25 protein-coding genes are annotated in these 23,740 nt (G+C 63.0%); 15 read left to right on the forward strand and 10 right to left on the reverse strand.

The window, feature by feature from the left end; genetic code table 11:
• Positions 1-83 precede the first annotated feature (83 nt).
• Positions 84-791 (reverse strand): transglycosylase domain-containing protein, encoded by a 708-nt coding sequence (locus ACSQ3Z_RS00900; RefSeq protein ID WP_436171802.1) that lies wholly within the window; start codon positions 789-791, stop codon positions 84-86.
• A 147-nt stretch (positions 792-938) separates the two neighbouring features.
• On the opposite strand from ACSQ3Z_RS00900, the gene ACSQ3Z_RS00905 reads away from it, so the two are divergent.
• The 3 genes from ACSQ3Z_RS00905 to ACSQ3Z_RS00915 all read left to right on the forward strand — a co-directional run bounded on the left by ACSQ3Z_RS00905 (position 939) and on the right by ACSQ3Z_RS00915 (position 6,804).
• The gene (locus ACSQ3Z_RS00905) at positions 939-1,838 is read left to right on the forward strand and encodes a polyprenyl synthetase family protein (protein WP_436169541.1); all 900 of its coding nucleotides are present in this window, start codon (positions 939-941) and stop codon (positions 1,836-1,838) included.
• Between the two features lie 536 nt (positions 1,839-2,374).
• Positions 2,375-4,210, forward strand: a complete 1,836-nt coding sequence (locus tag ACSQ3Z_RS00910; protein WP_436169542.1) for a phospholipase D-like domain-containing protein — start codon at positions 2,375-2,377, stop codon at positions 4,208-4,210.
• 251 nt (positions 4,211-4,461) lie between these two features.
• Complete coding sequence (locus ACSQ3Z_RS00915) at positions 4,462-6,804, forward strand: response regulator (protein WP_436169543.1); 2,343 nt, start codon at positions 4,462-4,464, stop codon at positions 6,802-6,804.
• 18 nt (positions 6,805-6,822) lie between these two features.
• Here the strand turns inward: ACSQ3Z_RS00915 and ACSQ3Z_RS00920 are convergent, their stop codons facing one another.
• From ACSQ3Z_RS00920 to ACSQ3Z_RS00940, 5 genes are all read right to left on the reverse strand, one after another.
• On the reverse strand, positions 6,823-7,575 hold the full coding sequence (locus ACSQ3Z_RS00920; protein ID WP_436169544.1) for a Stf0 family sulfotransferase: 753 nt from the start codon (positions 7,573-7,575) through the stop codon (positions 6,823-6,825).
• Positions 7,576-7,616: 41 nt separating this feature from the next.
• Positions 7,617-8,168 (reverse strand): chloramphenicol phosphotransferase CPT family protein, encoded by a 552-nt coding sequence (locus tag ACSQ3Z_RS00925; RefSeq protein ID WP_436169545.1) that lies wholly within the window; start codon positions 8,166-8,168, stop codon positions 7,617-7,619.
• A gap of 37 nt (positions 8,169-8,205) precedes the next feature.
• Positions 8,206-9,033, reverse strand: coding sequence for a lytic transglycosylase domain-containing protein (locus tag ACSQ3Z_RS00930; protein ID WP_436169546.1), 828 nt, complete (start codon positions 9,031-9,033; stop codon positions 8,206-8,208).
• A gap of 184 nt (positions 9,034-9,217) precedes the next feature.
• Positions 9,218-10,471, reverse strand: coding sequence for a flavodoxin-dependent (E)-4-hydroxy-3-methylbut-2-enyl-diphosphate synthase (gene ispG / locus ACSQ3Z_RS00935; protein WP_436169547.1), 1,254 nt, complete (start codon positions 10,469-10,471; stop codon positions 9,218-9,220).
• A gap of 263 nt (positions 10,472-10,734) precedes the next feature.
• Positions 10,735-10,914: a YdcH family protein gene (locus ACSQ3Z_RS00940; RefSeq protein ID WP_006203778.1), complete on the reverse strand. Its 180-nt coding sequence runs from the start codon at positions 10,912-10,914 to the stop codon at positions 10,735-10,737.
• Positions 10,915-11,155: 241 nt separating this feature from the next.
• On the opposite strand from ACSQ3Z_RS00940, the gene ACSQ3Z_RS00945 reads away from it, so the two are divergent.
• Positions 11,156-11,359: a YdcH family protein gene (locus ACSQ3Z_RS00945; protein ID WP_006203777.1), complete on the forward strand. Its 204-nt coding sequence runs from the start codon at positions 11,156-11,158 to the stop codon at positions 11,357-11,359.
• Positions 11,360-11,389: 30 nt separating this feature from the next.
• On the opposite strand, the gene ACSQ3Z_RS00950 is transcribed toward ACSQ3Z_RS00945, so the two are convergent.
• A complete protein-coding gene (locus ACSQ3Z_RS00950; RefSeq protein ID WP_436169548.1) occupies positions 11,390-12,193 on the reverse strand; it encodes an IclR family transcriptional regulator in 804 nt (267 codons plus the stop codon).
• Between the two features lie 118 nt (positions 12,194-12,311).
• On the opposite strand from ACSQ3Z_RS00950, the gene ACSQ3Z_RS00955 reads away from it, so the two are divergent.
• The 8 genes from ACSQ3Z_RS00955 to ACSQ3Z_RS00990 all read left to right on the forward strand — a co-directional run bounded on the left by ACSQ3Z_RS00955 (position 12,312) and on the right by ACSQ3Z_RS00990 (position 18,767).
• Entirely contained in the window at positions 12,312-13,193 is an 882-nt protein-coding gene (locus ACSQ3Z_RS00955; protein WP_436169549.1) for a transporter substrate-binding domain-containing protein, read from the forward strand.
• A gap of 89 nt (positions 13,194-13,282) precedes the next feature.
• Complete coding sequence (locus ACSQ3Z_RS00960; RefSeq protein WP_006203774.1) at positions 13,283-13,948, forward strand: amino acid ABC transporter permease; 666 nt, start codon at positions 13,283-13,285, stop codon at positions 13,946-13,948.
• Between the two features lies 1 nt (position 13,949).
• Complete coding sequence (locus ACSQ3Z_RS00965; RefSeq protein ID WP_436169550.1) at positions 13,950-14,600, forward strand: amino acid ABC transporter permease; 651 nt, start codon at positions 13,950-13,952, stop codon at positions 14,598-14,600.
• A 5-nt stretch (positions 14,601-14,605) separates the two neighbouring features.
• Positions 14,606-15,394, forward strand: a complete 789-nt coding sequence (locus ACSQ3Z_RS00970; RefSeq protein WP_436169551.1) for an amino acid ABC transporter ATP-binding protein — start codon at positions 14,606-14,608, stop codon at positions 15,392-15,394.
• Between the two features lie 35 nt (positions 15,395-15,429).
• Complete coding sequence (locus ACSQ3Z_RS00975; protein ID WP_120013501.1) at positions 15,430-15,891, forward strand: RidA family protein; 462 nt, start codon at positions 15,430-15,432, stop codon at positions 15,889-15,891.
• Positions 15,892-15,915: 24 nt separating this feature from the next.
• Entirely contained in the window at positions 15,916-17,121 is a 1,206-nt protein-coding gene (locus tag ACSQ3Z_RS00980) for an aminotransferase class V-fold PLP-dependent enzyme (RefSeq protein ID WP_436169552.1), read from the forward strand.
• 75 nt (positions 17,122-17,196) lie between these two features.
• A complete protein-coding gene (gene purE, locus ACSQ3Z_RS00985) occupies positions 17,197-17,694 on the forward strand; it encodes a 5-(carboxyamino)imidazole ribonucleotide mutase (RefSeq protein ID WP_436169553.1) in 498 nt (165 codons plus the stop codon).
• Entirely contained in the window at positions 17,691-18,767 is a 1,077-nt protein-coding gene (locus tag ACSQ3Z_RS00990; RefSeq protein ID WP_436169554.1) for a 5-(carboxyamino)imidazole ribonucleotide synthase, read from the forward strand. The genes purE and ACSQ3Z_RS00990 overlap by 4 nt, the downstream gene beginning before the upstream one ends.
• 58 nt (positions 18,768-18,825) lie before the next feature.
• Here the strand turns inward: ACSQ3Z_RS00990 and ACSQ3Z_RS00995 are convergent, their stop codons facing one another.
• A complete protein-coding gene (locus ACSQ3Z_RS00995) occupies positions 18,826-19,251 on the reverse strand; it encodes a lysozyme inhibitor LprI family protein (protein ID WP_436169555.1) in 426 nt (141 codons plus the stop codon).
• Between the two features lie 345 nt (positions 19,252-19,596).
• On the opposite strand from ACSQ3Z_RS00995, the gene ykgO reads away from it, so the two are divergent.
• The 3 genes from ykgO (at position 19,597) to ACSQ3Z_RS01010 (ending at position 21,564) form a co-directional block, all read left to right on the forward strand.
• Entirely contained in the window at positions 19,597-19,722 is a 126-nt protein-coding gene (gene ykgO / locus ACSQ3Z_RS01000; RefSeq protein ID WP_006203764.1) for a type B 50S ribosomal protein L36, read from the forward strand.
• Positions 19,723-19,838: 116 nt separating this feature from the next.
• Complete coding sequence (locus ACSQ3Z_RS01005) at positions 19,839-20,435, forward strand: tetratricopeptide repeat protein (protein ID WP_436169556.1); 597 nt, start codon at positions 19,839-19,841, stop codon at positions 20,433-20,435.
• 70 nt (positions 20,436-20,505) lie between these two features.
• Positions 20,506-21,564: an alpha/beta fold hydrolase gene (locus ACSQ3Z_RS01010; protein ID WP_436169557.1), complete on the forward strand. Its 1,059-nt coding sequence runs from the start codon at positions 20,506-20,508 to the stop codon at positions 21,562-21,564.
• 75 nt (positions 21,565-21,639) lie between these two features.
• Here ACSQ3Z_RS01010 and pyk read toward each other — a convergent pair whose 3' ends face one another.
• Positions 21,640-23,076 (reverse strand): pyruvate kinase, encoded by a 1,437-nt coding sequence (gene pyk / locus ACSQ3Z_RS01015; protein WP_436169558.1) that lies wholly within the window; start codon positions 23,074-23,076, stop codon positions 21,640-21,642.
• Positions 23,073-23,489 carry a DUF1036 domain-containing protein gene (locus ACSQ3Z_RS01020; protein WP_436171803.1) on the reverse strand — a complete coding sequence of 139 codons (417 nt, stop codon included), beginning with the start codon at positions 23,487-23,489 and terminating at the stop codon, positions 23,073-23,075. The genes pyk and ACSQ3Z_RS01020 overlap by 4 nt, the downstream gene beginning before the upstream one ends.
• Between the last annotated feature and the right edge of the window lie 251 nt (positions 23,490-23,740).

Here is a 23,740-nt window from a genome sequence, read left to right on the forward strand (position 1 = left end):
ATCTGAGAAAGTCGGGTGCCTATACACGGCCTGCGCCGTTTTGGCCAGCACTGCCGTGAATTTTTTTAGGCCGAAACTAAAGGCTAGTCCAGGCAGCCGACATAGGCGCCCGACCTACCCGCGCGCCGCTCGATTAAAGCGGCCAGCCGTCTTAGCCCAGGCCCCGGCTTGGCCGGGTTGCGCGCGATCGGGTTGGGCAGCGTGACGGCAAGCAATGCCGCCTGCCGGCGCGACAGCCGTTTTGCCGAAACGCCGAAATGATGCTGGGCGGCGGCCTCGATACCATAGATGCCCGGCCCCCACTCGGCGATGTTGAGATAGATCTCCATGATCCGCCGCTTCGACATCACCGCGTCGAAATAGACGGCCAAAGGCAGCTCCACCACCTTGCGCACGGTGCCCAGCGGCTTCGACCACAGATAGAGGTTCTTCACCGTCTGCATGGTGATGGTCGAGGCGCCGCGTGTCGCTTCGCCGGCCAGCGCATCGTCGACGACGCCACGCAATTCGCCGAGGTCGACGCCGCGATGGAAGCAGAACTGCCCGTCTTCCGACATGATCACCGAATTCGCCAGCACCGGCGACACGTCGTCGATCGAGACCCAGCGCCGGTCGTAGCCGGAAAACGTCGCCAGATCCTTCAGCATCAGCGTCGACACCGGATGCACGAAGGACGGCAGGTAGAGGAAGGTCAGCACCACGGGTATCAGGGCCAGCACGGCAGCCGCGACGATGCCACGCCGGCCCAGGCGCTTGAGACCGGCGCGGTTCAAGCGCCTCGGTCGCGCCATGTCCAGCCCTTCGATTTCATGATCGACGATCGGTTCCGTCAAGCCGCCCCACCTGCGCTATCAGTTGCTCCGGCATAATGGCGAGAGGCTTCTTGCGCAATGTCTGAGTGTCGGCTACCGCTCCCGGCCATGACGAAAGACGACCAAATGGGCTTCGAAATCGTGCTTTCCGCGCGGGCGGCCCCGCTTGAGGCGATGTTGAGGCGGCTCCTCGACGCCCGCACGCTTTCGGGTGAGATTGCCCGGCCGGAGCGGCTGATGGCGGCCATGCGTCACGGCGTGCTCAATGGTGGCAAGCGCCTGCGCCCGTTCCTGGTCATGGAAAGCGCAGCACTTTTCTCCGCCGATGGCGAGGCGGCGTTGCGCGTCGCGGCGGCGCTCGAATGCGTGCATTGCTATTCGCTGATCCATGACGATTTGCCGGCCATGGACGATGACGATCTGCGCCGCGGCCAGCCCACCGTGCACAAGGCCTTCGACGACGCCACCGCCATCCTTGCCGGCGACGCGCTTTTGACGCTCGCCTTCGACATCCTGGCCGATGAGGCAACAGTGCTGCCGGCGGAGCGCAGGGCAGCCCTGGTGCTGGCGCTTGCCCGCGCCGCCGGCGCCGGCGGCATGGTCGGCGGCCAGACGCTCGACCTCGAGGCCGAGCGCATCAGGCCGGATGAGGCCGGCATCATCCGGCTGCAGGCGATGAAGACCGGCGCGCTGATCCGCTTCGCCTGCGAGGCAGGCGCCATCATCGCCGGCGCGTCGCAAGAGGATCGCGAAAGACTGGCCGAATTCGGCTCGGCGATCGGGCTCGCCTTCCAGCTTGCCGACGACCTGCTCGATCTGACGGCGGACGCGCATCAGATGGGCAAGGCGACCGGCAAGGATGCGGCGGCCGGCAAGGCAACGCTGGTGGCGCTGCATGGCGCCGACTGGGCGCGCGGCCAGCTCAACGGCCTCGTCGACCAGGCGCATGCGCTACTGGCGCCCTATGGCGAGCGGGCCGTTCTTCTCAGGCAAGCTGCAGAATTCGTAGCCATTCGCAACAAATGACGTCTGCCAATAGCGATCTCCTGTCGGGTACGCCGATCTGGACGATGTCGGCTCGGACGACTTGCCCGGTCGTCTTGCCCCAGCGCCGTGTCAAAATCGGCCAAAGTTTTGTAGTGGCAACAGGCGTTTCGAGTTCGGGATCGGGCGAAGAATCTATCCGGCAGCGTCTATATTTGCCGCCTCCACACCCACATTTGACTTCACCCGGTCATTCACCGGCTAAACGACTTCGCACAGCACCTGTGCCTACGAAAAATTAGACTGTCGTCAATAGAGATTGCTTCATTCCATTGGAACATTTTGTGGAAGTTCTGAGTATTGAAAATTTCTATTGCGCGCACTTGAAATTCGGACAATATTTAGTCGAACGAGAGTGGCGGGTGACGGCTTCGGACGGCGGCCGAGCTTCTGTTTTCTTTTTGGCGACGACAGCCCGCTGTTCTGCCAACAATCTCTATCTTGGGCGAAGCCGCCAAAGTCGGCAGCGGTGTGTGATTCACGCCATCTGAAGCTAGCGATCATGAGGAGAGTCGGGCATGCGATTCAAATCAGATAAGATCGGAGGCTTTCAAGTCTTCGCGGTATCGGGAACAAACACCGTTTCCTTCGGCATCGATTTCGATCCCGCACAAATCGCGGGGCTGATGGGCTTTGCAGTCGAGCGCCACGACATCAAGGAGAATGAGCGCTACTATATGTATGGGTTCAAGGTATTCGAGAGCATCTATCCGAACCCTGACCCGACGCTGCAGGTATCGACCTTCGACCAGCCGATCCAAAGCTTTGTCTGGGATGATTTCACCGCCAAGGACGGTCGAGAGTACGTTTATTATTTCCACCCACTGAAAGGCGCACCGAAGAACCTCGATCGTTCTGCCCCCGCAATCCCGATCCGAATTCAAACCGAGAAGGCCTTCAGCACCGGCGCCCATGACATCTTCTTCAATCGGGGTGTTGCCAGCAGCCAAGCCTATGCTCGAAAATTCGACAACAAGCAGCCGTACAAACTTCCCGAGCCCAAGCGCACGGAAGCTCTGCAATGGCTCAGCCGCGATCTCGACGAAGCTTTGCAAAAGTTCATCGAGCAGGCCCAGCCGGGCGACACTTTGCTCGGTGCATTTTACGAATTCAGGTATGCGCCCGCCGCAAAGTGGTTCAAGACGGCCCTTGATCGGGGTGTCGACGTCAAGCTTGTCATCGATGCGAAGAAGAATGGTGGTGGAGTCGACAAGAAGGGCAAGCCTATCCCCAACTTCCCGCGTGACGACAACATGCAGACAGTAGCCGATGCCGGTCTACCGGCGACCGCGATCGCATGCTGGCGGGAGAAGAACACCAACGAGATCGCGCATAACAAGTTCATAGTCCTGCTGAAGGGAGCCGCGAAGGCGCCGACACAGGTTTGGACCGGCTCGACAAATCTTTCGGACGGCGGCATTCATGGCCAGACCAATGTCGGCCATTGGGTCCGGGACGCGACTGTCGCAGGCCACTTCAGAGACTATTGGACACTGCTTTCGGGCGATCCGGGAAAACCCGGAACGGGCACGCCGGCTGCGGAGAAGGCGGCGATGAATGGGCTAAGGTCCAGTGTCGCCGCCTTGCTTCCGACTCCGACCGATTGGCGAACGATTCCGCAAGGTGTCACGCCGGTTTTCAGCCCGCGGGCCGGCGGCAGTGTGCTCGACATGTATTCGATTGCGCTCGATGAGTCGGACGCATTGGGCTGCGTCACACTCGCCTTCGGCATCTCCGCGGTCTTCAAAGGCCGCCTGGTGAAGCATGATCCGACCTCGCCTTTGACCTTTCTCATGCTCGAGAAGGCGGACACACCGCCAAAACCAAAGCCGGGAGCCGCCCCGAAACCCTTCGTAGCCCTCAGTTGGAGACAGAACGTCTATTCGGCGTGGGGATCGTTTATCGAAGATCCGCTGTACCGCTGGACGCGCGAGACAAATGCCGGGGCGCTCAAACTCAACCAACATGTGAGTTACATCCATTCAAAGTTCCTCCTGCACGATCCGCTTGGGGCGGATCCGATCGTGGTGACCGGATCGGCGAATTTCTCGACCGCCTCGACCAACGGTAACGATGAGAACATGCTGTTGATTCGCGGCGAGACCAGGGTCGCCGATATCTATTTCACCGAATTCAACCGGCTGTTTTTCCATTATTATTTTCGCTCGGTTCACGAGTCGATCAGTGACCGCAAGCGAACAGATACACTGGGCGTGGCTGCCACCAGTGCGGCCGAAAAGGCAAGTCTGTTTCTTGACGAGACGGGGGGTTGGGTCAGCAAGTATTCACCGGGGAGTCTGAAGACGAAACGGGTGAAGATATTCACGGCAATGGCAGGAGCGGCGACCATCTAGCAATCGGACACGCCCCTGGCTGCAGGCGAGCGCCAAGCATGATCCCGAAGCGTAGAATCCGGTTTCGCTGGAGATCATGCTCAAGCACGGAGTTCCATTCCATCGGGGATGGAGCAGACTCTGGGCTCATGTCGTCATCCGAGTTGAAAGTCCGGGTTCGCCCCGGCACCCCGCCCCGCACGAACGAAATTTTAATGTAAATCGAGCGTAATCCCGGTCATTAAAATGATGCGTATGTGTTGGGGTTGCGCATGCCGGAATATTCTTCCTTCATCCGGTCGATCCGGGTCCGTTATCTGTCGGGATTGCTGATCTTCGCGCTGGCCTCCGCCGCCGTCATGTTCGCGCTCAACCGCGTCAATTCCTTCCGTCACGACGTCGATGCCCTCAGCAGCAATTTCGTCATCTTCGGCCGCGACTTGCGCAACGCCACCAATTTCGCCGAGACGACCGGCACCGCGTGGCGCACCGAAACCCGCGATGGGCTGGTGGCGTCGGCCCGAGGCCACTCCGAGCGCCTGGCCGGCGAGATCGCGACCCTCACGGCCCAACTGGCCGCGATAAAATCACGGCTTTCGAAAGACACCCTCAACGAGCTCGATTCCGCGTCCGTGAACGGCGACCTGTTCTGGTCGGCGCGCGACATGGTGCGCAACTTCAACCTGATGTCGGTGGCGCAGAAGGTCGATGAATGGAGCTATCGTGAAATCCGCAACCAGAACGACCTGTTTGCCCAGCCGGTGCTGGTCCGCGTCCGCACCGCCATGGATGCCGAGCGCCATCTGGCGGACGCTTCGAGTGACAGGCTGCTGTTGTGGGCGAGCGGCCTGTTGTTTGCCGTTCTCGCCATTGTCGCCATCTGGGTCTTCCGGCCGATGGAAAAGGCGATCCGCCGTGCCTTCGCCGAATCCGCAGAGTCGCTGTTCAAGGCCGAGGCCGCCGATCGCGCCAAATCCGAGTTCCTGGCCAACATGAGCCATGAGATCCGCACGCCGATGAATGGCGTGCTGGGCATGGCCGAGCTGCTGGCCAAGACCGACCTGACCTCGCGCCAGAAGACGTTTACCGATGTCATCGTCAAATCCGGCAATGCGCTGCTCACCATCATCAACGACATCCTCGACTTCTCCAAGATCAACGCCGGCCAGCTGACGCTCGACCCCGCCCCCTTCCGCCTGTCCGAGGCGGTTGAGGACGTGGCGACGCTGGTGTCTGCACGCGTCGCCGAAAAGAACCTCGAGTTGATCGTGCGCGTCGACCCGCGCCTGCCCTCGTTCGTCGTCGGCGACGCAGGCCGTTTCCGGCAGATCATCACCAACCTGCTCGGCAATGCTGTGAAGTTCACCGAGAAGGGTCATGTGCTGGTCGATGTCGGCGGCGACGTGGTCGACGGTGTCATCCAGCTCAAGGTCCGCGTCGAGGACACCGGCATTGGCATTCCGGCCGAGAAGCTGCAGAACGTGTTCGAGAAATTCGCGCAGGTCGACGGTTCCTCGACGCGCCGTCACGAAGGCACCGGCCTCGGCCTGGCCATTGCCGCCCGCCTCGTCGACCTGATGGGCGGCAAGATCGGCGTCGAAAGCGAGATCGGCCGCGGCTCCGTCTTCTGGTTCGCCGTGCCGCTGCCGGCGCATCAGCAGGTCGCGCGCGACGAGATCGTGCCGGTGGACGTCACCGGTGCCCGTGTGCTGGTCATCGATGACAATCCGGTCAACCGCGAGATCCTGCTGGAACAGCTGAAGAGCTGGAGCTTCGACTGCGCCGCCGCCGAAAGCGGCGCCGTCGGCCTGGCCTTCCTCGACCGCGCCAGCCAGCTCGGCGCGTCAGTGGATTGCATCATCCTCGACTACCAGATGCCCGGCATGAACGGCGCCGACGTCGCCAGGGCCATTGCCGCCGACAGCCGCCTTGCCGCCATTCCGGTCGTACTGCTGACCTCCGTCGACCAGGTCGATTTCGGCAAGATGGTCATCGATTTCGGCATCGCCGCGTATCTGACCAAGCCGGCGCGCTCGGCCATCCTGCTCGGCACCGTCATCTCGGTGATCCAGAAGGCCCGCGCCCAGGTCGGCAAGGCGCGCTTCGTTCGCGAGCCGGCCGCCCCGCAGGTGGCCTCTCCGGCGGCGCCAGCCTTCACCGTCATCCGCGGTCCGGCAATACCGGCGCCAGCCGCGCCGGAGTCGGCCACGGCAGCCAACGGTCCGATCGACATCCTCATCGCCGAGGACAATGACGTCAACCAGCTGGTGTTCGGCCAGATCCTCAATGGGTTGGGGCTAAGCTATCGCATCGCCGGCAACGGCCGTACCGCGGTCGAGATGTACCGGGCGCTGCGGCCGAAGCTGATCCTGATGGACGTCTCCATGCCGGAGATGAACGGCTACGAGGCGACCGGCGCCATCCGCGCGATCGAACAGCAGAGCGGCAGCCATACGCCGATCATCGGCGTCACCGCGCACGCGCTGAAGGGCGATCGCGAAAAATGCATCGAAGCCGGCATGGACGACTATCTGCCGAAGCCGGTCTCCCCCGACCGCCTCGGCACCAAGATCGGCACCTGGCTGAGCGAGACGATGGTGGCGAAGACGGCCTGACCTGCCGCCATCAATGCCTCAGACGACAGCATCCAAATGGTAGCGGCGCATCCAATCGAGGCTGGTCTCATCCGAGAGCTTTGCAACGCCTGGCCGCACATCCTCGGCATTCGGCGGTTGAATGCCGAGGGCTTCGCAGATGGACGCCAACGTCGCAGCCGGATTGCTTGAAAGGCGCTCATAGCCAACCCGCAGCGGGATTATCCCTTGCTCCGCGAACCACATGTTCCAGGCCGCATCATAGGCCTCGAGCTCAGCGACCTCATGTTTGATCCGCTCGAAATCGTATCGGGGTTCTTTCGGAGGCGCGATCCTTTCGATCTCGGTTCCGTCAGGAGCGACATGCCAAAGACCGGTCTGCTCCGCTTTCACCAGCGAGACAGCCTGCGCAAGCTTGTTCTCGCGCGAGAGGTGTACGTAGAGAATATGGCCAAATGCTCTTTCGAAACGCGCTTTGTCCGATGGAAGGCGTGGAAAAATCTGGTCGAGGATCGCCGAGAGCTCATCCAGATTTTCTCGCATCAGACGAAGACCGAAGACGCCTGTCCCACCCTTTCCTGCGGTGATTGCCGCGTCGAGATAGGCGATCTTGAACTCGAGCTCGCTCATCGTGTCGCGGCTGGCCAGATTCCAGTCTTCAGCCCACTCCGAGACGTCCTGCCGCCGATAGAATGAGTGAGGATTACCGGCCGTCTTCGTTGACGCAAGAAGATTGCACAACAGAGTGCTGCCGGTTCTCGGCGTGCCGCAGATAATGTATCCGTCAAACATCCTGCGGCCCTTGTCGGCAGCCCCGGCCTATTCATGGCCGCCTATAACCGAAATTCCTCCTGGATGCGACGGGCGCATTCGGGCGGCGTAAGCTGACTGGTATCGACTTCAAGGTCGTAGCTTATGTTCTCGTGCACGCGTTCGTATTGCCAGCGCGCCAAACCCGGCAATCTGTCGCCCCGGCGGCTTTCGCGAGCCTCCAGGACCTCCAGCGGCGCGAACACGCCGACAAGATGAAGATCGAAGTTGGACAGCAGCGCCCGATACTCCGATATCTCGCCGTCACACAGCACGTCATCGACGATGAGGTTGTTGCCCTGCCCGGCCATGGCGGCAACGGCGTGCCGCATGCCCTGCATGGTTCGCCGGCCGACCGGACCTGCCTTGATAGCGACGGATGGCTTGCCGTCCTGCAATATTGTTTCGAAGGCGAAGCCTTGCGTATGGTTCTGCAGCGCCTCAGGCAGCATCTCCAGGAACGCGTCCATCTGCACATGCAGGAAAGGCTCGGCGGTGATCGTCTGCAGCGCCCTGGCGATCGAACTCTTGCCGGCGCTGCCGACGCCGTTGAGCAGGACGATTTTGGCTGTCACGTCAAACCCCTTCAAGCCAGGACTTGCGATGCGCGCCCTACCGGTTGCGCACCACAATACAGGCGCCGCCGATGCTTTGCAGTTTCTGGCAGATGACATCGGCGGCGCCCCTGGAGTCGGTGCCAATCCTGACCGCATAGATGCCGCGTCGTCCGATCGGCGTGCGCACCCGGCTGACGACCGGATCATGGCCGCCGAGCAAGGCCGGAAACCGGCCCCTCACCCGCAGCCACTGATTGATCGCAGCACCCCGGCGGAAATTGCCGGCCACCTGGACGCCCCACGGCTTGACGTTGATCGAGGCCATCGCCACGGTTCTCGACATGATCACCGGCAACTTGCGGCAAGCGACGGCAAAGCTCATTTTCTTGTCGAGCGGCTGGATGGTACCGGCATAGGTGGTTTCGGTGAACTTGTCGGCCGGTTCGCCCATGATGTCGAAGACGTAGCTCTCGGTCTCCATCGGCAGGAAGCCGCCGGAACTCAGCCAGCGCGACACACGGTTCTCGCCGGCATTGTAGGCAGCTGCCGCCAGGCCGAGATTGCCAAAGCCGGCCTTCATTTCGGCGAGATATTTCGCCGAAGCCGGGATCGCCCGCTCGATGTCGAAGGAATTGGCCAGCCCGCGCATCTTTGCGGTCCCCGGCATGAACTGGGCGATGCCCTCTGCCCCGACCGGGCTCACAGCGTTCGGGTCGAAACGGCTTTCCTTCCAGATCAGGCGGGCGAAGAAATCCTTGGGCAGGCCATTCTGGTCGGCATGCGCTTCGATCAGGTCGCAGACCCGGCCGATCAGTCTCTTGGCCGCCGATTGCGGCGGGTCGGCGTAAGCGGCGTTGCTACACAGAAGCCAGATGGAGCCCAAGGAAATAGTAAGCGCAAGGGCATGCGCCAAACGCTGAGCCCGTGTTGAAAATCGCTCCGGTGAGCCAGATGATGGTGGCTTCGAGGTCGCCCTGGCGACGAGTGGAGCGGACATCCGGTCCGTGAGCACCGGAAGCGCAGAAGACGCCTTCAGGTGGCCGCCGGAGTAGATTTTCGGCATGGGCTCATTCCGCTGCGGCCTTGCCGTGGCGTCCAAACCGCTGCTCGATATAGTCGGCGACCATCTTCTCGAAGTCGGCGGCGATCGACGGGCCGCGCAGCGTCGCCGCCTTCTTGCCGTCGACGAACACCGGCGCCGTCGGCGTCTCGCCTGTGCCGGGCAGCGATATGCCGATGTCGGCGTGTTTGGATTCGCCGGGGCCGTTGACGATGCAGCCCATCACCGCGACCTTGAGGTTCTCGACGCCCGGATACTTTTCGCGCCAGACAGGCATGTTCTTGCGCAAGTCGGCCTGGATGTTCTGCGCCAGTTCCTGGAACACGGTGGACGTCGTGCGGCCGCAGCCGGGGCATGCGGCAACGATCGGCACGAACTGCCGAAAACCCATGGTCTGCAGCAACTCCTGCGACACCTGTACCTCGCGCGTGCGGTCGCCATTCGGCTCCGGCGTCAGCGAGATGCGGATCGTGTCGCCGATGCCTTGCTGCAGCAGGATGCCCATCGCGGCGGACGAGGCGACAATGCCCTTCGAACCCATGCCGGCTTCGGTCAGCCCGAGATGCAGCGCATGGTTGGAGCGGGTGGCGAGTTCGGTGTAGACGGCGATCAAATCCTGCACGCCGCTGACCTTGGCCGACAGGATGATCTTGTCGCGGCCAAGGCCGATCTCCTCCGCCATCTCGGCCGACAGGATCGCCGACTGCACGATCGCCTCGCGGGTGACTTCCTGAGCGGTGAGCGGAAAGCCTTGGGCCTGGTTTTCGTCCATCAGCCTGGTCAGCAGCTCCTGGTCGAGCGAGCCCCAGTTGACGCCGATGCGCACCGGCTTGTCATATTTGATCGCCATCTCGACGATCGCCGCGAACTGGCGGTCTTTCTTGTCCTTGAAGCCGACATTGCCGGGATTGATGCGGTATTTGGCGAGCGCCTCGGCGCAAGCCGGATGATCGGCCAGGAGCTTGTGGCCGATATAGTGGAAATCGCCGACCAGCGGCACTTTGATACCGAGCCGCTGGAGCCGGTCGCGGATGGCTGGCACGGCGGCGGCGCTCTCGTCGCGGTCGACGGTGATGCGCACGATCTCGGAGCCGGCACGGTGCAGCGCCGCGACTTGCGCGACCGTCTGGTCGATATCGGCCGTGTCGGTATTGGTCATCGACTGCACGACGACAGGCGCACCGCCGCCGACGATGACGCCGCCGACGTCGACGCCGACCGACGTGCGGCGCGGGAAAGGAGAGGAAAAATACCCGGTCATGGCCGGCCGCCTCTTATCTTGAAGGTCCGGGCATGAGGTGGAGGAGCAAAGATGGCTTGTCAATGGCAAGCGGCAAGCAGTCGCGGCAAATCGCCGGAAGGCCAGGAACGCCTGGCGTTCGCGAGAGTCGCATTCCGGCTTCGCCGGTGTCGACAACAGTGGGATGTTGGATTTCAGAACAAACCACCAACACCGGCGGCATGACTGCCACCGGAAAGTTGATTGCGCACCGAAGGGGGCGCGCGCTGTTTGCTAGTGGAGCGTCAGTGCGTCGTCGGTTTTGCCTTCAGCTTTTCAATCTCGTCCTTGATTGCCAGCTTGCGCCGCTTGAGATTCACGATCTCGAGGTCGTCGACCGAAGGATGGTTCATCGCGTCGGTGATTTCGCGCTCGATGTCGCCGTGTTTCCGCTGCAACTCATCAAGATGGGATGCAAGAGACATGATTGGTTCTCCCTTTCATGATTTCCTCGATTGCAGCCGCCAAAATGCGTCCACCGCCAGTTCGCATCTGTGACAGCGCGATGACACTCTGCCACCATCCGGCATCGATGTCGAATGCCCTGTGGTAGCATTCCACGACAATGTGAAATGTGATAAGGGCTGCGCACCGGTGGCAAAACCCCGCCGGCCCCGCCCAGTCAGGCCCATCCTTTGGGCGCCGCTTACGTGCAGACGGTAGATAATGTCCGAACAGGAACAGGCTGAGATCCGCCTCGAATATTCCCGCCTGAAGCAGGAACACGCCGATTTCGACGCCGCCATCAATGCGATGATCGCCATGGGCTGCGACCCGCTGCAGATCCAGCGCATGAAGAAGAAGAAGCTCTTCCTCAAGGATCGGCTGATGGCGCTGGAAGACCGCATCATTCCCGACATTATCGCCTGAACAGCGTCCGAGCCTCGCGGCTCAAACGCCTCACGCCGCTATCGACAGCCGCGCCGCGCGCTGGCGCAGCAGGACAAGCAATTCGTCGGTTTTTTCCCTCGACGTGTCGATCGGAACCACCAGGCACATCGTCGCCTCGACCTTGCCCGGAGCCGAGAACACGGGGGCGGCCAGGCATTTCGTGTAGGCATCGACAAGGCCCGATGTCACGCAGTAGCCAGTCGACCTGGCCGTTGCGATATCGCCGATGAAATCGTCGATCTTGAGCCTGCGTCCGTCCGGCAGCACGAGATCGTCTTCGGAGACCATGTCCTCGATATCGGCCCTTTCGAGACCGGCGAGCAGCAGCCGTCCGGAAGCCGTCCAGGGCAGCGGAATCTGCAGACCGGTGGCCGAGCTGATCCGGAACGGCCTGGTCCCAGGGCTCGAATGGACGATCGTGTAGCGGCCGCTCTGCAGCATGCACAATTCGGAGGTCTCGCCGGTCTCGCGCGACAGGTCATCGACCTCCTGGCGCCCGCGCCGGAGCAGGTCGTTGCCGCGCACATAGTCCATTCCGTAGAGATAAAGCTTCTTGCCGAAATAGACCCGGTTGCCGTCGCCGGCCATTTCCAGCAGACCCGCATCCACCAGCGAACGCACCAGCGTATAGGTCGTCGAGCGCGGCGCGTTGACGCCCTTGGCAAGGTCGCCGATGCCGATCGCACGTTGCGTCGTGTGCAGGAAGTCAAATATCTCGAGCACCCGGTTGAGGCCTTTCTCACGAGAGCCGGGAGCCTTGTCGTCGGCCGGGCTGATGTCCGGCCGAACTGTAACGCCAATGCCGTCTTGCATTGCTGATTCCTCATGTTAGTATCTGTCTTGTACAAGGTACATGTGTCTTTTGTAAGAGACAATTTGTCAAAAGACACATGTATCTGAAAGGGGAACACAACACGAAAAGGAGGTCGCCATGAACGATACATCCAAGAGACGTGATTTTCTGAAACTGGGAATGGCCGGGCTCGCCACGGCCGGCGTGATCGGCGCAGCCGCCTCGGTCGATGTTCAGAAGGCGACGGCACAAGCCGCACCCGACAGCCTGCTGCGCACTGTTCTCGAGCGCGGCAAGCTGATCGTCGGCACCGGCAGTACCAACGCGCCCTGGCATTTCGAGAACGATGCCGGCGAACTCGTCGGCATGGACATCACCATGGGCCGCATCCTGGCCAAGGGTCTTTTCGACGACCCGACCAAGGTCGAGTTCGTCAAGCAGGACCCGGCGCAGCGCATTCCGAATGTCACCACCAACAAGGTCGACATCACCATCCAGTTCATGACCATGACCGCCCAGCGTTCGCAGCTGATCAACTTCTCCAGGCCGTACTACGTCGAAGGAGTCGCGCTGCTGACGCTTCCGACGGCCGAGAACAAGACATTCGACAAGCTGCTCGCCGGCGGTTCGGCAACACGGATTTCCATCCTGCAGAACGTCGATGCCGAGCAGAACGTCCATCTCGTCCTGCCGGAGTCGCAGGTGATGCAGATCGACACCCAGGCCAACGTCCTGCAGGCGCTGGAATCGAAGCGCGTCGACGCGGCCGCCGTCGATCTCTCGACGGTCCGCTGGCTCGCCTCGCGCAATCCCGACAAATACTTCGATGCCGGCAAGAGCTGGTTCTCGATGCTTTACGGGGCCGCACTGCGGCAGGGCGATCCCGACTGGCTGGCATTCGTCAACACAGCCTTCGCGACTGCGATGTTCGGTCATGAAACGGCGCTCTACGACGCGGCATTCAAAGACTATTTCGGGTTGGAGCCGCCGGCGCGCCATCCCGGTTTCCCGGTCATCTGACAACAAGCCGGCGGAGGGGCAAGCAAACGCCCTTCCGCCTCCTTATCTCCTCGACAGCGTGCTACCACGCTGGCTATTGAGGCGGACGCATGGGCTATACGCTCAACTTCAACCTGATCTGGCGGCATTTCGACAAGCTGTGGGGCGGGCTGCTGCTCAGCCTTGAGCTCGCCGTCATCTCGATCGCCATCGGCATCGTCATCGGCCTGGTTTTGGCGGTCTGGTACGTTTCGGCCGGGCGCGTCGTGCGGTCGATCATCGCCGCCTATGTCGAGTTCATCCGCAACGTGCCGCTGATCCTGCTCGTCTACCTTGTCTTCTACGGCCTGCCAACCGTGGTCGACATCGCCTACAGCGCACCGACATCGTTCGTCGCCACACTGTCGCTCTACAGCGGCGCCTATCTGGTCGAGGTGTTTCGCTCCGGCCTCGAAGCCGTGCCGCGCGGACAGCTGGATGCCGGCAAGGCGATCGGCCTGACACCCTGGCAACGGCTCATCCATGTGCGCCTGCCGACGATGCTGCGGATCACGCTGCCGGCGCTTTCGAACACCTTCCTGTCGCTGTTCAAGGACACCTCCGTCGCCTCGGTCATCTCGGTGCCCGAGCTCACCTACGGCGCTCAATGGATCAATTTCAACACCTTCCGCATCGTCGAGGTCTATCTCGTGACGACGGCGATGTATCTCCTGACCGGCTATGTGCTGCTGTTCGCGCTCAGGCTCGTCGAGCGCCGGTTCAGGGCGGCGCGCTGACATGCTGAGCCAGATCATCTACGCCTTGCCGTTCCTCGCCGAAGGCTTCGCCGTGACGCTGTGGGTGTCGCTGCTGGTCGTCGTCCTGTCGCTGGTGGCCGGTGTCGTGCTGGGTGTCGGCCTTGTCTACGGTCCGGCGCCATTGCGCTGGGCAGTGCGCATCTTCAGCGACACCATCCGCGGCATCCCGATCCTGGTGCTCATCTTCTTCGTCTATTACGGCCTGCCGGCTGTCGGGATTCACCTGCAGTCCTTCTGGGCGGCCGTGCTGGCGCTGACCTTGTTCAAGACCGCGCAGGTCGTGGAATATCTGCGCGGCGCCGTCGGCTCCATTCCCCAGGGCCAGTCCGAAGCGGCGATGGCGATCGGGCTGACCTTCCGCCAGCGGCTTGCCTACGTCATCTTCCCGCAGGCCTTCAGGCGCTTCCTGCCGCCCTGGATCAACGGCGTCACCGATGCGGTCAAGGGCAGCGCGCTGGTGTCGCTGCTCGGCATCACCGACCTGATGCAGGCCATCAACCAGGTCATCGGCCGCACCTATGAGGCCATGCCGCTCTATATCCTCGGCGCGCTGGTCTACTTCGCGGTCAACTACGCGCTTTCGCTTGCCAGCCGGCGGCTGGAACAGCGCTTCTCCTTCATTCGGGAATAGCAAGAATGTCCGATGCCTCCAATGCCGCGCTGCTCGATGTGCGCGATGTTTCCAAGGCCTTCAGCACCGTCGAGGTGCTGCGTGCCGTCAGCCTCGAGGTGAAGCGCGGCGAGGTGGTGACCATCATCGGCCCGTCCGGCAGCGGCAAGACCACGCTGCTGCGCTGCGTCAACTTCCTCGAAAGCTACGACAGCGGTTCGATCCGCATCGACGGCAAGGAGGTCGGCTATCGCGACGCCGGGACGCGCCAGCGGCGCAGCGAACGCGACCTGGCGGCGATGCGTGCAGAGACCGGCATGGTGTTCCAGAGCTTCAACCTGTTCCCGCATCTGACCGCGGCCGGCAACATCATGCTCGGGCTGCGCAAGGTGCGTGGGAAAAGCGAAGCCGAAGCGCGCTCGATCGCCGAGCACTGGCTTGGCCGGGTCGGCCTCGCCCACAAGGCCGACAGCTTGCCGGCCGAGCTTTCCGGTGGCCAGCAGCAGCGCGTCGGCATTGCCCGCGCCGTGGCGATGGAGCCGAAGATCCTGCTTCTCGACGAGATAACCTCCGCGCTCGATCCCGAACTCGTCGGCGAAGTGCTGGCGGTCGTGCGCAGCCTGGCCGAGGACGGCATGACGATGCTGATGGTCACCCATGAGATGGCCTTTGCGCGCGATGCCTCGAGCCGCATCGTCTTCATGGCCGATGGCGGCGTCAGCGCTGTCGGGCCGCCGGCCGAAATCCTGGCGGCGGAAGCGTCAAACGAACGCCTGCGCAGCTTTCTGGCGCGGTTCCGCGCCTCGCATTTCTGACACCGGACAGCGAAAGCTGTCGCAAGGAGCATTTTATGACGCCTTACATCCGGCTCGCCGAACTCGGCCTGACGCTGCCCGAGCCGCCGACACCGATCGCCAACTTCGTCACCCATGCCGAGAGCGGACGCTTGATCTTTCTCTCGGGACAAGGGCCGCTGCGCGCCGACGGCACGCTTTGCACCGGCAAGGTGGGCGAAGACGTGACTGTCGAGGAAGCCTATCAACATGCCCGCCTCACCGGCCTCAACCTGCTTGCCGTCATGCATGCGGCAGCGGGCGACCTCGGCCGCATCGTGCGCGTCGTCAAGCTGCTCGGCTTCGTCAATGCCATCCCGACCTTCAGCGACCACCCGCAGGTGGTCAACGGCTGTTCCGATCTTTTCGCCGACGTCTTTGATAGGATCGGCGGACATGCCCGTTCGGCGATTGGCGTTGGCTCGTTGCCGGGCAATATCACCGTCGAAATCGAGGCTGTCGTCGAGATCGCCACCTGATTTGTTAGAAATGGATCTGCCGAGATGAACACCTATTCCGCCGACCGCTCCAACCTGCCAATCCGCGACCGGCTCGGCCTGCGCCCGATCATCAATGTCTCTGGCACGATGACGACGCTCGGCGCTTCGATCATCGTTCCGGAAGCGATCGCGGCAATGGCGGAGATCGCCTCGCAATGGGTGGAGATGGACGATCTGCAGCGGGCCGCCAGCACGGTGATCGCGCGTCTCACCGGCGGCGAGGCCGGCTTCATCACCGCCTGTTGCGCCAGCGGCATCACCATGGCGATCGCAGGCGCGATGACCGGAACCAACCTGCTGGCGATCGAACGCCTGCCGGACGACACGGAAGGCCTGAAGTCGGAGGTCGTCATCCAGCTCGGCCACATCGTCAATTACGGCGCGCCGATCGACCAGTCGGTCCGGATGGCCGGCGCCAGGGTGATACCTGCCGGCACGGTCAGCGTCACGCAGGACTATCATGTGCGCGAGGCGATCAACGAGCGCACGGCGGCGGCGCTTTACGTGGTTGCCCATCACACCGTGCAGTACGGCATGCTGTCGCTGGAGGAGTTCTGCGAGATCTGCCACGCCAAGGGCGTTCCGGTGATCGTCGACGCCGCGTCGGAATATGATCTGCGCAGCTTCCTCGCGCGAGGCGCCGACATCGTCGTCTACAGCGGCCACAAATTCCTGTCGGGACCGACCAGCGGCATCGTGACGGGACGCAAGGACCTGGTGCGCACCGCCTATCTGCAGAACCGGGGCGTCGCCAGGGCGATGAAGGTCGGCAAGGAAAGCATCGCCGGCACCATGGCGGCACTCGAGGCCTGGGAGCGGCGCGACCATGCCGGCATTCGCCGGCGCGAGGAGGCAGCCCTCAACCTGTGGAAGGACGCGCTGCAGGGACTGCCCGGCATCGCCGCGCGCATCATCCCCGATCCGACCGCCAACCCGCTCGACCGGCTGCAGATTTTTGTTGCGCCCGAAAGCAGGTTCACCGCAGCCGGCCTCGCCTCGGCGCTGGCCGCCGGGTCGCCGCCGATCATCGTGCGCAATCACGAAGTCGAACGTGGCCATTTCTTCCTCGATCCCTGCAATCTCCATCCCGGCGAGGCCGAGATCGTCGCCGAGCGCCTGCGGGCAGTGTTGAGCGCGGCCGAGCGTCCGGCGGATGCCATGAAGCAGGCCCGCAAGGACTCGTCCGGTGCCTTGCGCTGGCCGGATTAGGCTGGTGGCAGCCCATGTCCTTGCGGCTCCCCGCGAATTCCGCTAAGGCGCGCCTTTGCCGCCGGGAGCATGCGCTTGAACGATCACCGCGCCGACGTCGCCATCATCATGGGCAGCCAATCCGACTGGGCGACGATGCGCCACGCCGCCGAAACGCTGGAGGCGCTGGGCGTTGCGCACAAGCGCCTGATCATCTCGGCCCACCGCACGCCGGACCGGCTCTATGAGTTCGCCAAGGGCGCCAAAGCAGCCGGATACAAGGTGATCATCGCCGGCGCCGGCGGTGCCGCGCACCTGCCCGGCATGACGGCGGCAATGACGCCGCTGCCCGTTTTCGGTGTACCGGTGGAATCGAAGGCGCTGTCCGGCCAGGACTCGCTGCTGTCCATCGTGCAGATGCCGGCCGGCATCCCCGTCGGCACTTTGGCCATCGGCAAGGCCGGCGCCGCCAATGCCGCACTTCTCGCCGCCGCCGTGCTGGCGCTGCACGACGAAGAACTCGCCGACCGGCTGGATGCCTGGCGCGCTGCCCAGACCGCCAAGGTCGCCGCTGAACCCACGGACGCGCCGTGAGCCTGCCGGCGGGATCGACGATCGGCATCATCGGTGGCGGCCAGCTCGGCCGCATGCTGGCGATGGCCGCGGCCCGTCTTGGCTACCGCACGGTGGTGCTGGAGCCGCAAGCCGACTGCCCGGCCGCGCAGGTCGCCAACCGGCAGATCACAGCCGCCTATGACGATGCCGCCGCACTTGCCGAACTGGCGGCGGCCAGCGCCGTCGTCACCTACGAGTTCGAGAACGTCCCGGTCGTTGCCGCCACAGCACTTTCCGCCAAGGTGCCCGTCTATCCGCCGGCACGGGCGCTGGAAGTGTCGCAGGACCGCTTGGCGGAAAAGAATTTCCTCAACGGCATCGGCATTCCCACTGCGGATTATTGTCCCGTCGACAATGACGAGGAACTGACGGCGGCGCTGAAGAAGTTCAACGGCAGCGGCATCCTGAAAACCCGGCGCATGGGCTATGACGGCAAGGGCCAGCGCGTCTTCCGCAACATGGAGACCGGCGGCCTTGCCGGCGCCTGCGAGGCGATGGGCAACGTGCCGCTGATGCTCGAATCCTTCGTCGCCTTCGAGCGCGAGATTTCCGTGATCGCCGCACGCGGCATCGACCGCACGCTCGCCGCCTACGATCCGGCCGAGAATGTCCACCGCAACGGCATCCTTCACACCTCGACCTTGCCGGGCGTGATAAGTCCTGAAACCGCCGCGGCGGCGCAGGCGGCGGCATCAAAAATTCTCACGGCACTCGACTATGTCGGCACCATCGGCGTCGAGTTCTTCGTCCTTGCCGACGGTTCGCTGCTGGCCAACGAGATGGCGCCCCGCGTCCACAATTCCGGCCATTGGACGGAAGCTGCCTGCGTGGTCTCGCAATTCGAGCAGCATATCCGCGCCGTCGCCGGCCTGCCGCTGGGATCGCCCGCCCGGCACTCCGACTGCGTCATGGAAAACCTGATCGGCGACGACATCCTGCGCGTTCCGGCTTTGCTCGCCGAGCCCGACGTGATGCTGCATCTCTACGGCAAGGCCGAGGCGCGGCCCGGCCGCAAGATGGGCCATTTCACGCGATTCAGCCGCCGCGGCTAGAGCAATCCCAGGAAGTGCGCAGCGCTATTCCGTCAGGAATTGCGTAAAACAAATAGCCCTATTGCAGGTCGCTGTTCGGGTCCTCGTCCTCGTTCGGACTGTCGCAGTTCACGTCGCCTTCCTGGCAATTGGCGCCGGAGGTGAGCTGTTTGATGCGCTGATCGGTCAGTTCCGTCAGGCATTGCGAAACCTCCATAGGATGGATGGAGCCGCCCTCGCTGTCCGCGGTCGTATAATTGCATTCCGCGTCGCGGAAGGTAATCCAGGCGCGCTGGGCGGTCTGCAGCAGCTTGTTGGACTTGTCGTCATTGCGGCCGACAAGATCCTTGTAGGCCACGTTGAGCTTGGCGTCGGCGGCCTGGTAGTCGGCGCCAGCGCAGATGGTCATCATCGACTGGCTGTCGTCGCTGCGGTCGCATTCTTGTGCCTGCGCGGCCGAGACTGCCAGCATGGTAAGGCAGACGGACAGGGAAATTCGGCGCATAAGGGTCTCCAAATCACTTCGCGCATGATCCCGAAAATCGGCGTGATTTTCGGAACGGATCATGCGCCAGATCAAAGTGGCTACAGCGTCCTTTGCGCGTCCAGGAGGACGCGCGGCGCTGTAGCGGCGCTGGCACCATTCCAGCCGGACATGCGCTTCGCAACGGCGCGAGGCGTCGATGGCGAATATTTGATAGCGCGGACCATTCGCTTGGCCTATGCAGCACGCTTGCGGTTGACATGGGCAAGGCTCCTCGTTTATGAGCCACGCACAAGTTGAAAGGCGCGTCTTCGGGCGCGCCTTAAAAATTCGGCCCGAACCGGGCCCAGACCAACAGGCAAGACCATGAAGATCAAGAATTCGCTCAAGGCGCTGAAGGCGCGTCACCGCGACAACCAGCTGGTTCGTCGCAAGGGACGCATCTACATCATCAACAAGACCGCCCCGCGTTACAAGGCGCGCCAGGGCTGAGTTTTTTGCGCGCGCGGCTGATGTTGCCGCGCCCGCATGATGTTAATTGCCGGCCTGCCGGCCCTTTCACGCTAAAATCACTTTGACGATCCGCCGTCCGGGGCTAGATTCCGGCGATGCGGATTCTTTTTGCATTGATCCCGGTCCTTCTGCTTTCCGGCATCGTCTTGCCGGCCGCCAGCTCACCGGCTTGGGCGGACGACCCTGTCGCGCCTCCGGTTGCCACGACCAAACAAGCCCGCCTCGACCAGCTGTTCGTCGACCTGAAGCGCGAACGCAATGAAAAGGCCGCCGAGCGCATTGCCGGGCGCATCTGGAGCGAATGGTTCCAGTCCGGCAGCGCCTCGATCGACCTGATGATGCAATGGTCGCAGAAGGCCATGGAAAACCAGAAATACGACGTCGCGCTCGATTTCCTCGACCAGGTGGTGACCTTGCAGCCGGCCTATGCCGAAGGCTGGAACCGGCGTGCGACGGTGCATTTCATGATGAAGAACTACGGCAAGTCGATGTCCGACATCGACCGTACGCTGCAACTCGAGCCCCGCCATTTCGGCGCGCTTTCGGGGCTGGCGCAGATCATGGCCGAGACCGGCCACAAGCAATCGGCACTTGAAGCCTGGCAGAAGGTCCTTGCCATCTATCCGATGATGCGCAGCGCCCAGGATCAGGTCGGTGCGCTGTCGGAAGAGCTTGCCGGCGAAGGCATTTGATGCGCAGGCTTGCAGCACAAAAACCGCTGCGCCCCTGAACTAATTCCGCTTCGCTCCGTACCTCCTGCTCATGAACCTCATCTACGCCGCGTTTGCTTTCCTCCTGACGCTGGTCTTCGCCTTTGCCGGCGTCACCCGCGCCGGTGCGTGGCTGGTCGAGCGCCGCAATCCGCCGGCCGGCGACTTTGCCGATATAGGCGGCGCCCGCATCCATTTTGTCCACGTGCCGGCGCCGGCCAATGCCGACCTGCCGCCGATCGTCTTCATTCACGGCGCCAGCGCCAATCTTGCGGATCAGATGCTGCCGCTGAGGCCCCTGCTCGAAGGCCGCGCCGAGATGCTGTTCCTCGACCGTCCCGGCTTCGGCTGGTCCGGACGCGGCGACAACGAGACCCCGTCGGCGCAGGCCAACACGATTGCGGCGCTGATGGATCGCCTCGGCATCAAAAAAGCGATCGTCGTCGGCCACTCCTTCGGCGGCGTAGTCACCGCCGCCTTCGGCCGCGAGCATGCCGACAGGACGCTTGGCCTCGTCTTCATTTCGCCCGTCAGCCATCCCTGGCCGGGCGGCGCGACCGCCTGGTATTACAGACTGACGGCGGTTCCGGTCGTCGGCAGGCTGTTTTCCGAAACGCTGGCCTATCCAGCGGGAACGTTGCAGATGGACGCCGCCACCACGTGCGTCTTTTCTCCCAACAAGGTGCCGGACGGCTATGTGGCCGCGGCTTCGATCCCTCTGGTGCTGCGGCCCGCCGCCTTCCGCGCCAATGCCATCGACGTGGCGGGGCTCTATGACTATGTGCTCGCCGCCGCGCCGCGCTACCACGACATCAAGGCACCGACCGTGATCATCTCGGGCGATCGCGACAAAATCGTCTATGCGACGATCCATTCGGTTGGCCTCGCGCGCGACATTCCAGGCGCCGAACTGGTCTGGGTGCGCAATCTCGGCCACAAGCCCGATTGGATCGCCCCCGATCTCGTCGTCGACGCGATCGGCAAGGTCGCCGGCAAGGATCTGGACCTGCAGGCAATGGCCGGGAGCGTGGAAGCACGCATCGCTGCCGACACGCAGGGCGCCAAATGTCCCGATCTAAAGGTGCCGGAAGCCGAACTCGCGCCGACCTAACGCATGATCCCGAAAAGTGGAATCCGGTTTTCGGAAAAGATCATGCTCAAAATTCCGCAATCGGGCGAACCAGCCTCAGCGGCTGGGCTGCGTCTCCGATCCGACATAGGCGATGCGCAGCATGTTGGTCGACCCAGGCGTCCTGAGCGGCACGCCGGCGGTGATGATGACGCGATCGCCCGGCTTGGCGAACCCTTCGTCTATCGCGATGCGGCAGGCACGGTCGACCATGTCGTCGAGGTCGACCGCATCGGGCGAGACGACGCAATGCGTGCCCCACAGAAGCGACAGCCGCCTGGCGGTGTTGAGGATCGGCGAGAGTGCGATGATTGGCACCTGCGGGCGCTCGCGCGCGGCACGCAGGCCGGTGGTACCGGATGCCGTATAGGTGACGATCGTCGACAGTTTCAGCGTCTCAGCGATCTCGCGGGCGGCGAGCGAAATGGCGTCGGCGCCGGTCGCTTCCGGTTCCGAGCGCTGCGCATTGATGATGCCGGCATAGGTCGGGTCGGTTTCGACCTTGGTGGCGATCCTGTCCATCATCGCCACGGCTTCGACCGGATAGGCGCCGGCCGCTGATTCGGCCGACAGCATGATGGCGTCCGCGCCTTCGAACACGGCGATCGACACGTCCGACACCTCGGCGCGGGTCGGCACCGGTGCGGTGATCATCGATTCCAGCATCTGCGTGGCAATCACCACCGGCTTGCCGGCGCGGCGCGCCGCGCGCGTGATCTGCTTCTGGATGCCGGGCACGGCTTCGAGCGGCATCTCGACGCCGAGATCGCCGCGGGCGACCATCAGCGCGTCCGACAGTTCGATGATCTCGGGTAGTCGGGCGACGGCCTGCGGCTTTTCGATCTTGGCCATGATCAGTGCTCGGCCGCGAGCGATCTTGCGCGCTTCGGCGAGATCCTCCGGCCGCTGCACGAAGGATAGCGCCACCCAGTCGACGCCTGCCGCCAGCACCGCGTCGAGGTCCTTGCGGTCCTTTTCGGTCAGTGCGCCTACCGGCAGGTCGGTGTCGGGCAGGCTGACGCCCTTCTTGTCGGAAATGGTGGTGCCGGCAACGACCGTGCAGACGATCGACTTGCCGTCGCTCTTGACCGCCCTCAGTTCGAGCTTGCCGTCGTCGATCAACAAACGATGACCGGCTTCGACCGAGCTCAGGATTTCCGGATGCGGCAGATAGACCCTGCTCGATGTGCCGGGTTCCGGATTGTCGTCGAGCGTGAAGGTCTGGCCTGGGGAGAGCACCTCCTTGCCATTGGCGAACTTGCCGACACGCAGCTTCGGCCCCTGCAGATCGGCAAGGATGCCGATAGGGCGGCCGACGGTTTCCTCGACAGTGCGGATGCGCCCGACCAGCGTGCGCATCAAATCGTGGTCGGTGTGGCTCATATTGATGCGGAAGACATCGGCACCGGCTTCGAACAGCTTCTTCAGCATCTCCTCGGACGAGGAAGCCGGACCGATGGTGGCGAGGATCTTGACCTTGCGGTTACGTCTCATTGACTGTTTGTTCCCGGGGCGGGGGTCGCTGGAGCGCCTCCCGTTGCGGGCTCGTCGGTCAGCTGGACCATCCAGCTTGCCTGCTCGCCCGTGTCATATTCCTGAAATCCGGCGCGCTGGAAGCCCCGGGCGACGCAATCGGTTACGCCGGCGATCTTGAACTCTTTTTCGGCCACGCACATGTTGATCGGGCCATCCCAGCGCCCGCCGCGCTCGGCGTCTTCTGCATAAAGATAGTAAAACCTTGATGACAGCGGCCCTTCGATCAGCGTCTTGCAGCTCGACCCTTCGATGTGCCACCAGCCCTCGGTGATCCAGCCGGCCTTGGCGCGATAGCCGATGCCGACGCCGACCAGGTTCTGCGTGGCGTTGCAGACACGGAAGTCGGCGCGGGCGGGCGAGGCCGCGACCATGGCCGACAGGCCCGCGGTGACGATCAGGACCGGCAAGGCGAAGGCACGGCGCATGCGCGGCCTGCCGGCGGAACTCATCCTGAAACCCCTCAAGAACCACATCTGCATCTCTCGACGCCCCTTTTCGGAAAACTCCGGGCGCATGTCAACGCGCCGTTCTGTCCAATTCCAATCGATTTAGAAAGGCCCCACGGGCGATCTGTCGCCGTTTGTCGGATTTTTCGCAGAAACCGTGGCCAAACAACGGCATT

The sequence above is a fragment of the Mesorhizobium sp. LjNodule214 genome (assembly GCF_964252735.1).
GTDB lineage: Bacteria > Pseudomonadota > Alphaproteobacteria > Rhizobiales > Rhizobiaceae > Mesorhizobium.